General features: G+C 60.4%; 11 protein-coding genes. 9 read left to right on the top strand and 2 right to left on the bottom strand.

The genetic code is table 11. The features are described from left to right. Positions 1-55: 55 nt before the first annotated feature. From leuC to asd, 4 genes are all read left to right on the top strand, one after another. Complete coding sequence (gene leuC / locus AB4N84_RS30050) at positions 56-1,480, top strand: 3-isopropylmalate dehydratase large subunit (protein WP_074753435.1); 1,425 nt, start codon at positions 56-58, stop codon at positions 1,478-1,480. A 10-nt stretch (positions 1,481-1,490) separates the two neighbouring features. Further along, the gene (gene leuD, locus AB4N84_RS30045; protein WP_460044634.1) at positions 1,491-2,135 is read left to right on the top strand and encodes a 3-isopropylmalate dehydratase small subunit; all 645 of its coding nucleotides are present in this window, start codon (positions 1,491-1,493) and stop codon (positions 2,133-2,135) included. A gap of 173 nt (positions 2,136-2,308) precedes the next feature. After that, on the top strand, positions 2,309-3,391 hold the full coding sequence (leuB, locus tag AB4N84_RS30040) for a 3-isopropylmalate dehydrogenase (protein WP_460044633.1): 1,083 nt from the start codon (positions 2,309-2,311) through the stop codon (positions 3,389-3,391). Between the two features lie 82 nt (positions 3,392-3,473). After that, positions 3,474-4,586, top strand: a complete 1,113-nt coding sequence (gene asd, locus AB4N84_RS30035) for an aspartate-semialdehyde dehydrogenase (RefSeq protein ID WP_460044632.1) — start codon at positions 3,474-3,476, stop codon at positions 4,584-4,586. Positions 4,587-4,745: 159 nt separating this feature from the next. On the opposite strand, the gene AB4N84_RS30030 is transcribed toward asd, so the two are convergent. Further along, complete coding sequence (locus tag AB4N84_RS30030) at positions 4,746-5,909, bottom strand: acyltransferase family protein (RefSeq protein WP_460044630.1); 1,164 nt, start codon at positions 5,907-5,909, stop codon at positions 4,746-4,748. 368 nt (positions 5,910-6,277) lie between these two features. Here AB4N84_RS30030 and AB4N84_RS30025 point away from each other — a divergent pair, with 368 nt between their 5' ends. From AB4N84_RS30025 to AB4N84_RS30005, 5 genes are all read left to right on the top strand, one after another. After that, positions 6,278-7,294 carry a 2-dehydro-3-deoxygalactonokinase gene (locus tag AB4N84_RS30025; protein WP_460044629.1) on the top strand — a complete coding sequence of 339 codons (1,017 nt, stop codon included), beginning with the start codon at positions 6,278-6,280 and terminating at the stop codon, positions 7,292-7,294. Position 7,295: 1 nt separating this feature from the next. Beyond that, positions 7,296-7,928 carry a 2-dehydro-3-deoxy-6-phosphogalactonate aldolase gene (locus AB4N84_RS30020; protein ID WP_074753429.1) on the top strand — a complete coding sequence of 211 codons (633 nt, stop codon included), beginning with the start codon at positions 7,296-7,298 and terminating at the stop codon, positions 7,926-7,928. A gap of 70 nt (positions 7,929-7,998) precedes the next feature. Beyond that, positions 7,999-9,147 carry a galactonate dehydratase gene (gene dgoD, locus AB4N84_RS30015; RefSeq protein WP_074753428.1) on the top strand — a complete coding sequence of 383 codons (1,149 nt, stop codon included), beginning with the start codon at positions 7,999-8,001 and terminating at the stop codon, positions 9,145-9,147. 265 nt (positions 9,148-9,412) lie between these two features. Continuing rightward, on the top strand, positions 9,413-10,738 hold the full coding sequence (locus AB4N84_RS30010; protein WP_074753427.1) for an MFS transporter: 1,326 nt from the start codon (positions 9,413-9,415) through the stop codon (positions 10,736-10,738). Between the two features lie 65 nt (positions 10,739-10,803). Beyond that, positions 10,804-11,610 (top strand): IclR family transcriptional regulator, encoded by an 807-nt coding sequence (locus tag AB4N84_RS30005; RefSeq protein WP_460044628.1) that lies wholly within the window; start codon positions 10,804-10,806, stop codon positions 11,608-11,610. 156 nt (positions 11,611-11,766) lie between these two features. Here the strand turns inward: AB4N84_RS30005 and AB4N84_RS30000 are convergent, their stop codons facing one another. Beyond that, positions 11,767-12,702, bottom strand: coding sequence for an NAD(P)-dependent alcohol dehydrogenase (locus tag AB4N84_RS30000; protein WP_460044627.1), 936 nt, complete (start codon positions 12,700-12,702; stop codon positions 11,767-11,769). Between the last annotated feature and the right edge of the window lie 233 nt (positions 12,703-12,935).

Genomic DNA, 12,935 nt, shown 5'->3' with positions numbered 1-12,935 from the left:
CGCCGTGATGACGATGACCCAAGGCATAGAAACAAGCTGATGAGGAAACCGTCTGATGGCCGGCAAAACGCTCTACGACAAGCTCTGGGATTCGCATTTGGTCAAACAGCGCGACGATGGTTCGGCGCTGCTTTATATCGATCGTCACATCATTCACGAAGTGACCTCGCCACAGGCGTTCGAGGGCTTGCGCCTGGCTGGCCGCAAACCATGGCGCATCGACGCCAACGTCGCCACCGTTGACCACAACGTGCCGACCACCCCGGACCGCAAGGACGGCGTCGACGCCATCGTCGATCAGGTGTCGCGTCTGCAGGTCAAGACGCTGGACGACAACTGCGACGAATACGGCATCACCGAATTCAAGATGAACGACGTGCGTCAGGGCATCGTTCACGTCATCGGCCCGGAGCAGGGCGCAACCTTGCCGGGCATGACCGTGGTCTGCGGCGACTCTCACACCTCGACCCATGGCGCCTTCGGCGCTCTGGCTCACGGTATCGGCACATCCGAGGTCGAGCACGTGCTCGCCACTCAGTGCCTGGTCGCCAAGAAAATGAAAAACATGCAGGTGAAGGTCGAAGGCAAGCTGCCGTTCGGCGTCACCGCCAAGGACATCGTGCTGGCGATTATCGGCAAGATCGGCACGGCCGGCGGTAACGGCCACGCCATCGAGTTCGCGGGCAGCGCGATTCGCGACCTGTCCGTTGAAGGCCGCATGACCATCTGCAACATGTCCATCGAGGCGGGCGCGCGCGTCGGTCTGGTGGCCACGGACGAAAAAACCATTGCCTACGTCAAGGGCCGTCCTTTCTCGCCAAAAGGCGAGCAGTGGGACATGGCTGTCGAAGCCTGGAAAACGCTGGTGTCGGACGACGACGCCGTGTTCGATACCGTGGTCGAGCTGGACGCCACCCAGATCAAGCCGCAGGTGAGCTGGGGCACGTCGCCGGAAATGGTCCTCGCGGTGGATCAGAATGTTCCGGATCCTGCGCAGGAAGCCGATCTGGTCAAACGTGGCTCCATTGAGCGCGCGTTGAAGTACATGGGCCTCAAAGCCAATCAGGCGATTACCGACATTCAGCTGGATCGCGTGTTCATCGGTTCGTGCACCAACTCACGGATCGAAGACTTGCGTGCCGCCGCCGACATCGCCAAAGGCCGCAAAGTGGCCTCGACCATCAAGCAGGCGATCGTTGTGCCGGGCTCGGGTCTGGTGAAAGAACAGGCAGAAAAAGAAGGCCTGGACAAGATCTTCCTCGAAGCCGGTTTCGAATGGCGTGAGCCAGGCTGCTCGATGTGTCTGGCGATGAACCCGGACCGACTGGAAAGTGGCGAGCATTGCGCGTCCACCTCCAACCGTAACTTCGAAGGCCGTCAGGGCGCCGGTGGTCGTACTCACCTGGTCAGTCCGGCGATGGCGGCGGCGGCAGCGGTCAACGGCCGTTTCGTCGATGTCCGCACCATGAGCCAGCAATAAGGAGCCCAGCATGAAGCCTTTTACTCAACACACCGGTTTGGTCGCTCCGCTGGACCGTGCCAATGTCGACACCGATCAGATCATTCCCAAGCAGTTCCTGAAGTCGATTCGTCGCACCGGGTTCGGTCCGAACCTGTTCGATGAGTGGCGTTATCTGGACGTGGGTCAGCCGTATCAGGACAACTCCAAGCGTCCGGTGAACCCTGACTTCGTGCTTAACCACGAACGTTACCAAGGTGCCAGCGTGCTGCTGGCGCGCGAAAACTTCGGCTGTGGCTCGAGCCGCGAGCACGCGCCATGGGCGCTGGAAGAGTACGGTTTTCGCAGCATCATCGCGCCGAGCTACGCCGACATCTTCTTCAACAACAGCTTCAAGAACGGCCTCTTGCCGATCATCCTGAGCGAAGCTGAAGTGGACGATCTGTTCAAGGTGGTCGAAGCCAATCCCGGTTACCAGCTGAAAGTGGACCTGCAAACGCAGACCGTGACCCGCGAAGATGGCAAGGTACACACCTTTGAAATCGACGCCTTCCGCAAGCACTGCCTGCTCAACGGCCTGGACGACATCGGCCTGACCCTGGTGGATGGTGATGCGATTGCGACGTTCGAAGCCAAACACCGCGCCTCGCAGCCCTGGCTCTTTCGCGATGCCTGATTGATACACGAACGGTAGGAGCGGGCTTGCTGGCGAAGGCGATTAATCAGACCCCTTGGGTGTCGCCTGACTTGACGCATTCGCCAGCAAGCCGGCTCCTACCCTTCAGGACACACCCGCTTTTCCAATCGGCGCTCCTGAAGCGCCGATGCACTTATTGAAACGAGGATGGTATGAGCAAGCAGATTCTGATTCTTCCAGGTGATGGTATTGGTCCGGAAATCATGGCCGAAGCGGTCAAGGTGCTGGAACTGGCGAACGAGAAGTATCAGCTGGGCTTTGAATTGAGCCACGACGTCATCGGCGGCGCAGCCATCGACAAGCATGGCGTGCCGCTGGCGGATGAGACGCTTGACCGTGCCCGTGCGGCCCACGCCGTCCTGCTGGGCGCCGTGGGTGGCCCGAAGTGGGACGCCATCGAGCGTGACATTCGTCCTGAGCGCGGCCTGCTGAAAATCCGCTCGCAGCTGGGCCTGTTCGCGAATCTGCGTCCGGCCATCCTGTATCCGCAACTGGCTGACGCTTCGAGCCTAAAGCCGGAAATCGTTTCGGGCCTGGACATCCTTATCGTTCGCGAGCTGACCGGCGGTATCTACTTCGGCGCGCCACGTGGCACCCGCGAGCTGGAAAACGGCGAGCGGCAGTCTTACGATACCTTGCCGTACAGCGAGAGCGAGATCCGCCGCATCGCTCGCGTCGGTTTCGACATGGCCCGTGTACGCGGCAAGAAACTCTGCTCGGTCGACAAGGCCAACGTTCTGGCGTCCAGCCAGTTGTGGCGTGAAGTGGTTGAGCAAGTGGCCAAGGACTATCCGGATGTCGAGTTGAGCCACATGTACGTGGACAACGCCGCCATGCAACTGGTCCGCGCGCCGAAGCAGTTCGACGTGATGGTCACCGACAACATGTTCGGCGACATCCTGTCCGACGAAGCCTCGATGCTTACTGGTTCCATCGGCATGCTGCCATCGGCGTCGCTGGACTCCCAGAACAAGGGCATGTACGAGCCTTGCCACGGTTCGGCACCGGACATCGCGGGCAAAGGCGTGGCCAACCCGTTGGCGACCATCCTGTCGGTGTCGATGATGCTGCGTTACAGCTTCAATCAGCACACCGCAGCCGATGCGATTGAGAAGGCCGTCAGCCTGGTGCTGGACCAGGGCCTGCGCACCGGTGATATCTGGTCCGAAGGTAATGCCAAAGTCGGTACGCAGGAAATGGGCGACGCCGTAGTCGCCGCGCTGCGCAATCTGTAATATCTCGGGCCCACTGCCGCAAGATCGAGTCCAAAGGCTCTCTGCGAGAAGGGGCCCCACTTTTAATTAAGGTGTAGTTGCGATGAAACGTGTAGGTCTGGTCGGTTGGCGCGGTATGGTTGGTTCCGTGCTCATGCAGCGCATGCTGGAAGAGCAGGATTTCGATCTCATTGAGCCGGTTTTTTTCACCACCTCCAACGTCGGCGGACAAGGTCCGTCGGTGGGCAAGGACATTGCGCCGTTGAAGGATGCCTACAGCATTGACGAGCTCAAGACTCTGGACGTGGTACTGACCTGCCAGGGCGGCGACTACACCAACGAGGTGTTCCCGAAGCTGCGCGAAGCCGGCTGGCAGGGTTACTGGATCGACGCGGCCTCGGCCCTGCGCATGCAGGACGACGCGGTGATCATCCTTGACCCGGTCAACCGCAAGGTCATCGACCAGCAGCTGGATGCCGGCACCAAGAACTACATCGGCGGCAACTGTACCGTCAGCCTGATGCTGATGGGGCTGGGCGGCCTGTTCGAAGCCGGTCTGGTCGAATGGATGAACGTCATGACGTATCAGGCGGCCTCCGGTGCCGGCGCGCAGAACATGCGTGAGCTGATCAAGCAAATGGGCGCGATCAATGCGTCGGTGGCTGACGAACTGGCGAACCCTGCCAGCGCGATTCTGGACATCGACCGCAAAGTGGCCGAAGCCATGCGCGGCGACAGCTTCCCGACCGAGAACTTCGGTGTACCACTGGCGGGCAGCCTGATCCCCTGGATCGACAAGGAACTGCCGAACGGTCAGAGCCGTGAAGAGTGGAAAGGCCAGGCGGAGACCAACAAGATTCTGGGCCGCTTCAAAAGCCCGATCCCGGTCGACGGTATCTGCGTGCGCATCGGCGCCATGCGTTGCCACAGCCAGGCGCTGACCATCAAGCTGAACAAGGATGTGCCGATCGCGGACATCGAAGGCATGATCAGCCAGCACAACCCGTGGGTGAAGCTGGTGCCGAACAACCGTGACGCGAGCATCCAGGAACTGAGCCCGACGTCGGTGACCGGCACGTTGAACATTCCGGTAGGCCGTCTGCGCAAGCTGAACATGGGGTCGCAGTATCTGGGCGCGTTTACGGTGGGTGACCAGTTGTTGTGGGGTGCCGCCGAGCCGTTGCGTCGTATGTTGCGGATTCTGCTGGAGCGTTGATTCGCTTTTTGTGTTTCAAATAAAAAAACCGCCTGTCAGGGGCGGTTTTTTTTTATGGGTTTGATTTGGGGGCGGCCTAGGTCTTGTGTGTCCTATCCGCGTCACCACCGATCGTACGGATTCACACGCAGAGCAACGCCCAAAAGCTTGTAACCCCCTTCAAACCTGCTCCGGCGGTGGATCATCCTTACGCCGACGAAACAACGTTCCGCGCTTCCAGTGCTTCCCAAACCGGATCCCCGGCGCTTCGATATAGCAATGGGTCAACATCGACACCACCACCACGGCAATGACCACAAAGAGCATCAGCAAGTTATCGTTCAGCGCAGTCCCGGTGCTGAGGTAACGCACCATCGTGCCGCTCGTTTCGCCCGGCCGGTCGACCAGCAGTGAAAGCCCGCTGAACTTGGCCGCAATCGTGATTGTCGTCGCCAGCACGAAAATCACCGCCGCGTGGGTCAGATAGATCGACAGCCACAACTTGCCCAGCGCCGGAAACAACCGCAGGCTCAGAAGTCGAGACACCAGTCCGGCTTCATAGGAAAAAATCAGTATCGCCACGCAGAACAGCAACCCAAGCTCGAGGGTCAGCGGCTGCTCGCCCTCCGTCATGAGCCAGTAAATCGCTGCCAGCACCCCCACTTCCAGCACGGTGGCGAAGGCCGGACCCGGCACCGAGTCGTGCAGTCTCACGTACAGCCGGTAAGCAATCGCCCCGGCGAAGAAACACGAAGTCCCCCACAGCACGTTGCGCGGGATCAGGTTGAAATCCTTGTACAGCGCGATGAACGCCAGCACACACAGCAGCGAAAACAGCTTTCTAGCCAGGCCCGGTAGGGAGAACAGGATCAGTGCGAAGATCACCCACAGATAGAATTCGACACTGATGAACCAGGAGGGGTAGTTGAAAGACAGCGCATTGAACGTCGGCCACCATGCCTGGATCAGCAGCAGATTAGGCAGGATCTCGCTCGGTGCGCGGTCGCCGCTGAATGCCGGGTAATTCAGGGAAAGGCCATAGCGCTCCATCACCAGTTTCAGGCATTCGAACCCGATGAAGAACAGCAGCACGGCAATGTGCAGCGGCATTACGCGACAGGTTCGCGTGATCATGAATTCGCCCAACTGGCGGGGCGTGGTGAGGTTGCCGATGTAGCGGCGGTAAATCAGAAAGCCGCTCAAGGCGAAGAAGAAGCCCACGAACTGGCTGGCGTTTCTGAAAAACGTCAGTTCCGTGACGCTACGTTCAATGTGCGAGTGATGAACGATCAGCGCGACGGCACACAGGCCGCGAAAGCTGTCGAGCACGAGAAATCGCTTCATCTTACGGGTCCTTTTGCAGATGAGTGTAGACCGTGGATGGCAGGTGGCTATCGGCGTCTGATGTCGCCTGAGTGTAGGGAACAGCGTGTGAAAAAAACGCGAGGGATGGTTACCACCTTCGGCACGGTGGGCTGAATGGGCGGTGAGGCAAAGAGGGTGGGTGCAGCGGTCCGGGGATCCGGGCAGAGCGGAGTATGCCTGAGTGTCCTGATGGCCTGCCAGATGCAGCGGGAGGGGGCGAGGGGTATAGGCGTCGCAAAATGTAACCATCCCACAATATGGGATTGATATTTACATATTGAGATATTTTGCTTTCCGGGTTTATAGTTCGTCCCGCATTCACTCATTAATAACAATCAGGTGAAGCCATGCAGGCGCAATTGATCGCGCTCGATTGGGGAACGACCTCCCTACGCGCGTATCGACTCGGCGAAAACGGCCGGGTACTGGAACAACGCTCGCTCAGCGCGGGCATCATGCAATTGCCTTCAACCCCCCGAAGGGTTGCCGGTCAGCTGTGCAGCGACGGTTTTGAGCTGGCCTTCGATGAAGCCTGTGGCGACTGGCTCGACGCGCAGCCGACCTTACCGGTTATCGCTTGCGGCATGGTCGGCAGTGCTCAAGGTTGGCGGGAAGCGGTCTACCAACAGACACCGGCCAGCGTCGCGGCGCTGAGTTCTGCGCTGGTGACGGTGCGCAGCACGCGCGGCGTCGATGTTCATATCGTGCCTGGCGTGCTGCAACGCTCCGAACTGCCAAACGTCATGCGCGGTGAAGAGACGCAAGTTCTGGGCATTCTCAGTGCGTTGTCTGCCGAACAAGCGGCCAGACCGATGTTGATCGGGTTACCCGGCAGCCATTCGAAGTGGGTGAGGGCGGTCGACGCTCGCATCGTTCATTTCGATACCTTCATGACCGGCGAGGTGTATGCCGCGCTGTCCAGTCACACCATCCTCGGCCGCACGATGCAGCGCAGCGATGCGTTCGACGCTGTTGCCTTTGACCGTGGCGTCGCCGTTGCGCAATCACCGGAAGGGGCCGCAGGCCCGCTGTCGAACATCTTCAGTTGTCGCACCCTGGGGCTCACCGGTGCACTGACCGGCACTGCCCAACCGGATTATCTGTCCGGTCTGCTGATCGGCCACGAAATCGTGGCGTTGGTCCAATTGCTGCGCCAGCACGAGCAGCACCTGCCGGCGGTGATCCTGATCGGCAGCGGCCCGTTGCTGGAGCGCTATCAGCGCGCACTCCACGCCAATGGCTTCCCGCAGGTGAAACTGGCCGAGCAGGCCACCGAACGCGGCCTGTGGCAGGTCGCGGTTCAGGCCGGCCTGATTTCATCCCCTTCTGTGGCCGCTGCCCGGCCCCTTCATGTAGAGAACTGAGATGCTCAAACAAGCCCTCGCGCAAAACGGCCTGGTCGCGATTTTGCGCGGCCTGCGTCCTGAAGAAGCCCCGGCGATCGGTGACGTCCTGTACGCCGCCGGTTTTCGCGTCATTGAAGTCCCGCTTAACTCCCCTCAGCCGTACGACAGCATTCGTCTGCTGCGTCAGAGCCTGCCCGCCGATTGCCTGATCGGCGCGGGCACCGTGCTGACGCCTGAGCAAGTGCGTCAGGTCAAGGAGGCCGGTGGACAGGTCATCGTCATGCCGCACAGCGACCCCGAGGTGTTGCGTGCCGCCAAGGCCGAAGGCTTGTTCCTGTCGCCTGGCGTGGCGACGCCGACGGAGGCCTTTGCGGCGCTCGCCGAAGGCGCTGACGTGCTGAAAATGTTCCCGGCCGAGCAAATGGGACCTGCGGTGGTGAAGGCCTGGCTGGCCGTGTTGCCAGCGGGCACCGTGCTGCTGCCGGTCGGCGGGATTACCCCGGACAACATGAAGATCTTCCTGGATGCCGGCGTTTCCGGTTTCGGCCTCGGGTCAGGCCTGTTCAAGCCCGGCCTGAGCCCGGCAGACGTCGCCGAGCGTGCGAAGGGTTATGTCGCCGCCTGGAAACAGTACCGCCCGGACGGCAAGTAACGCGTATTGCGCAGAGCGGCTTTGATTGGCAGGCCGCGATCACCGGCTTCGAATACAAGAGAGACAAGACATGAAAATTACCAAACTCACGACCTTCATCGTTCCACCGCGTTGGTGTTTCCTGAAAGTGGAAACCGACCAGGGCGTCACTGGCTGGGGCGAACCGGTGGTCGAAGGGCGTGCGCACACGGTTGCTGCGGCTGTTGAAGAATTGTCCGACTACCTGATTGGCAAAGACCCACGCAACATTGAAGACATCTGGACCGTGCTCTATCGCGGCGGCTTCTACCGGGGTGGCGCGATTCACATGAGCGCGCTGGCGGGTATCGACCAGGCGTTGTGGGACATCAAGGGCAAGGCGCTCGGCGTGTCGGTCAGCGATCTGCTGGGTGGTCAGGTGCGCGACAAGATTCGCGTCTACTCCTGGATCGGTGGCGACCGTCCTGCCGACACCGCGCGGGCGGCGAAAGAAGCGGTGTCCCGGGGTTTCACCGCCGTGAAGATGAACGGCACCGAGGAGCTGCAATTCCTCGACACGTTCGAGAAGGTCGATCTGGCCCTGGCCAACGTTGCGGCCGTGCGAGATGCGGTCGGGCCGAACGTCGGCATTGGCGTCGACTTCCACGGTCGGGTGCACAAGCCGATGGCCAAAGTGCTGATGAAAGAACTGGACCCCTACAAGCTGATGTTCATCGAAGAGCCGGTGCTCAGCGAAAACTATGAGGCGCTCAAAGAACTCGCGCCGCTGACCAGCACCCCGATTGCTCTGGGCGAGCGTCTGTTCTCGCGCTGGGACTTCAAGCGCGTGCTGAGCGAAGGCTACGTTGACATCATCCAGCCGGACGCTTCTCACGCGGGCGGCATCACCGAAACCCGCAAAATCGCCAACATGGCCGAGGCCTACGACGTGGCGCTGGCGCTGCATTGCCCGCTGGGTCCGATCGCCCTGGCCGCCTGTCTGCAACTGGACGCCGCCTGCTACAACGCGTTCATCCAGGAGCAGAGCCTGGGCATTCACTACAACGAAAGCAATGACCTGCTCGACTACATCAAGAACCCTGAAGTCTTCGATTACGACAAAGGCATGGTGAAGATCCCGAACGGGCCTGGGCTGGGGATCGAGATCAACGAAGAGTACGTCAAGGAACGCGCCGCCATCGGCCACCGCTGGCGCAACCCGATCTGGCGTCATGCCGACGGCAGCTTCGCCGAGTGGTGATTGAACGCCGGATCGGTTTGCTGAAGCCATCGGCGGCACCCGCCGGCTGACGCAAAAACCGGGCGTTGGCCGCAAAACCTGTAGGAGCCGGCTTGCTGGCGAAAGCGATGGGTCAGGCACTGAGAGGGTGAATGATGAGTTGCGTTCGCCAGCAAGCCGGCTCCTACAGGGGGCAATGGTCGTTCCCTTGCTCTGCGGCGTCACGATCATTAACCCGCAACACACGAATCCAGACCTCAGATAAACATAAAAAGAGGCATTTCCCATGCGCACACAGACCTTGCCGGAGGCGCGGGCGATCACCGCCACGCCGACACGCAAACGCTTTTTCATCATGGTCCTGCTGTTCATCACCGTTGTGATCAACTACCTGGACCGCAGCAACCTTTCCATCGCCGCGCCTGCGCTGACCAGCGAGCTGAACATCGACCCGGTACACGTAGGCCTGGTGTTCTCGGCATTCGGCTGGACCTACGCCGCCATGCAGTTGCCGGGCGGCTGGCTGGTGGACCGCGTTCCGCCACGCATCCTGTACACCGTCGCGCTGGCCCTGTGGTCGATCGCGACGATTTTCCTCGGCTTCGTTGGCAGCTTCGTCGGCCTGTTCGTGCTGCGCATGGCAGTCGGCGCGCTGGAAGCGCCGGCGTATCCGATCAACAGCCGCGTGGTCACCGCCTGGTTTCCGGAAAAGGAACGCGCGACCGCCGTGGGTTTCTACACCTCGGGCCAGTTTGTCGGCCTGGCGTTTCTGACCCCGGTCCTCGCCTGGTTGCAAGCCACGTTCGGCTGGCACATGGTCTTCGTCGCCACCGGCGGCGTGGGCGTGATCTGGGCCGTGATCTGGTACATGGTTTACCGCGAGCCGCGTGATTTCAAAGGCGTCAATCAAGCTGAGATCGACCTGATCAAGGACGGCGGCGGCCTGGTCGACATACAAACCGATACCGATAAAGCCAAGAGCGGTTTCAGTTGGAAAGACCTGGGCATCGTTCTGACCCAGCGCAAGCTGTGGGGCATCTATCTCGGTCAGTTCTGCCTGAACTCGACGCTGTGGTTTTTCCTGACCTGGTTCCCGACCTACCTGGTGAAGTACCGCGGCATGGATTTCATCAAGTCCGGTCTGCTGGCGTCGTTGCCGTTTCTGGCGGCTTTCGTCGGTGTGCTGTGCTCTGGCTTCTTTTCCGACTGGTTGATTCGTCGCGGCCACACCGTGGGATTCGCGCGCAAGCTGCCCATCATTGCCGGGCTGTTGATCTCCACATCGATCATCGGTGCCAACTACGTGGACTCGACACCGTTGGTCATCGCGTTCCTGGCCCTTGCCTTCTTTGGCAACGGGCTGGCGTCGATCACCTGGTCGCTGGTTTCGACCCTGGCCCCGTCGCGTTTGTTGGGTCTGACCGGGGGCACCTTTAATCTGATCGGCAACCTGGCGGCCATTGCCACCCCAATCGTCATTGGTTTTCTGGCCTCGGGTGAGTCGTTCGCGCCTGCCATCACGTACATCGCTGTGCTGGCATTGCTCGGGGCGCTGTCCTACATCCTGCTGGTGGGCAAAGTCGAGCGAATCGAGCTGGATAATCCTCGCTGACGATTGGCATGCACTGAAGCGGGCGACGATAATGCCGCCAGCTTTCTGATTCGATAAGGCGTGATATGCAAGATTCTTCCGACACCCCGAGCCCGATGGGCAAAGACACCGCGCCGACCGGCACGCAAACGCTGTTGCGGGGGTTGGGCGTGGTGCAAGCGGTGGCCAGTGGCGCCCGAGACCTCAAGGAGATCGCACGGCTGATCGGGACGACGAAAAGTACGACGCACCGGTTGGCCAGCTGTCTGGTGGAAGAGCGCTACCTTCGGGTGTTGCCACAGGTGGGCTACCTGTTGGGGCCGAAGCTGATTGAACTGGGTTTCCAGGCGCGTGAGGAGTTGCCGTTGGCGATGCTCGCGCGCCCCTTCCTCGATGAATTGTCGGCGTTGACGGGCGACACCATCCATCTGGCAATTCGTGACGGGGACGAGGTGTTGTATCTGCATAAGAATCCCGGTCGCAACGGTCCGGAGATGCGTTCACGGGTAGGCCACCGGATGCCGCTGGCGCGCACCGGCATCGGCAAGGCGCTGTTGCTGGACAGCCCGGAAAGCGAATGGCGCCGGCTGTATGACCTGAGCGTTCCGGAAGTGGCCAGGAATTCGCTGTGGCCCGCACACCAGGAGCAGACGTGGGAGCAGGTGCGCGACCGGATGCACGAGTACGTGAAGGGCGGTTACGCCTTCGACCTGGAGGACAACGAGCCCTCGATTCGCTGCGTTGCCGCGCCGGTCCGCGATGCCAGCAAACGCATCGTCGCGGGGATCAGCATCGCCAGTACGGTGCCGTACATGCCGCTGGAAAAGATGACCGAGCTGGTGCCGGTGATCAAGGAAACGGCGGCGCGCTTGTCGGCGGAGCTGGGTGGGTAGCTGGAGGGTAACGTTCGTCTTGTCGCGCGATCCTGTGGGACAGAATCATTCGGGATGCGATGTTTCGGCCGATGAAGGTGTGTCGGATGTTCCGGCCTCTCCCGAATGAATTCGGTCCCACAGGTTTGGCCCCGCGCCATGCGGGGCGAATTGTCCTTACGCTTTCAGGGTGGCCATATCAATCACGAACCGGTACTTCACATCACCGGCGATCATGCGGCTGTACGCCTCGTTGATGTGCTTGATGTCCAGCATCTCGATGTCGCAGCTGATGTCGTGTTCAGCGCAGAAATCCAGGACTTCCTGAGTCTCTGCGATGCCGCCGATCAATGAACCCGCCAGTACACGACGCTTCATCACCAGATTCGCCGCGTGCAGTGCGGGATCGACCGGCTCGATCAGGCCGACCAGAATGTGCACACCGTCGAAACGCAGGGTTTCCAGGTACGGGTTCAGGTCGTGCTGGACCGGAATGGTGTCGAGCAGGAAGTCGAAGTGGCCGGCGGCGGCTTTCATCTGCTCGGCGTCGGTGGACACGATCACGTGATCGGCACCCTGACGACGGGCTTCTTCGGCCTTGCTCGCCGAGCGGGTGAACAGCGTGACTTCTGCGCCCATGGCTTTGGCGAACTTGATGCCCATGTGACCCAGGCCGCCCATGCCCAGTACGCCAACCTTGTCGCCTGCTTTAACGCCATAGTGTTTGAGTGGCGAGTAGGTGGTGATGCCGGCACACAGGATCGGTGCCGCGGCGGCCGGGTTCAGCTTTTCCGGAATCCGCACCACGAAGTGTTCGCTGACCACGATGCTGCTGGAATAACCGCCCATGGTGTTGGTGCCGTCGATCCGGTCCGGCGTGGCGTACGTCAGGGTCGGGCCTTCGAGGCAGTACTGCTCAAGGTCCGCGGCGCAGGCTTCGCAGTGACGGCAGGAGTCGACCATGCAACCGACGCCGACCAGATCGCCGACCTTGTGTCGCGTGACGTTGGCGCCGACTTCAGTGACCTTGCCGACGATTTCGTGGCCCGGCATCAACGGATAAACGGCGATGCCCCATTCATTGCGTGCCTGGTGGATGTCGGAGTAGCACACAGCAGATTTTAATACCTTGCATTGACAACCTTCTTAACCCCATAAAATAGGGCTTATGAGGCAACAATAGGTTAGATCATTGACACAGTTTTTTCAATCAGAAACATTGACACTCTGAGCTTCTTTCGAACCCGAAATTGACTGAAAAGATAGCGAAAAAATCTTTCTGCCACCAAGGATTGACACCCTTCATCCAGCAACGAACCCTGAATTTCAGGAGCATTAGGCAAAAG

This window comes from Pseudomonas sp. S2_H01, assembly GCF_054668305.1.
This window is presented reverse-complemented; position numbering and strand designations above follow the sequence as displayed.

Excerpts from the sequence above, each read along its gene's own strand:
- leuD (WP_460044634.1), top strand. The coding sequence starts at position 1,491 with ATGAAGCCTTTTACTCAACACACCGGTTTGGTCGCTCCGCTGGACCGT.
- dgoD (WP_074753428.1), top strand. The coding sequence starts at position 7,999 with ATGAAAATTACCAAACTCACGACCTTCATCGTTCCACCGCGTTGGTGT.
- AB4N84_RS30010 (WP_074753427.1), top strand. The coding sequence starts at position 9,413 with ATGCGCACACAGACCTTGCCGGAGGCGCGGGCGATCACCGCCACGCCG.
- leuC (WP_074753435.1), top strand. The coding sequence starts at position 56 with ATGGCCGGCAAAACGCTCTACGACAAGCTCTGGGATTCGCATTTGGTC.
- AB4N84_RS30030 (WP_460044630.1), bottom strand. The coding sequence starts at position 5,909 with ATGAAGCGATTTCTCGTGCTCGACAGCTTTCGCGGCCTGTGTGCCGTC.
- leuB (WP_460044633.1), top strand. The coding sequence starts at position 2,309 with ATGAGCAAGCAGATTCTGATTCTTCCAGGTGATGGTATTGGTCCGGAA.
- AB4N84_RS30025 (WP_460044629.1), top strand. The coding sequence starts at position 6,278 with ATGCAGGCGCAATTGATCGCGCTCGATTGGGGAACGACCTCCCTACGC.
- AB4N84_RS30020 (WP_074753429.1), top strand. The coding sequence starts at position 7,296 with ATGCTCAAACAAGCCCTCGCGCAAAACGGCCTGGTCGCGATTTTGCGC.
- asd (WP_460044632.1), top strand. The coding sequence starts at position 3,474 with ATGAAACGTGTAGGTCTGGTCGGTTGGCGCGGTATGGTTGGTTCCGTG.
- AB4N84_RS30005 (WP_460044628.1), top strand. The coding sequence starts at position 10,804 with ATGCAAGATTCTTCCGACACCCCGAGCCCGATGGGCAAAGACACCGCG.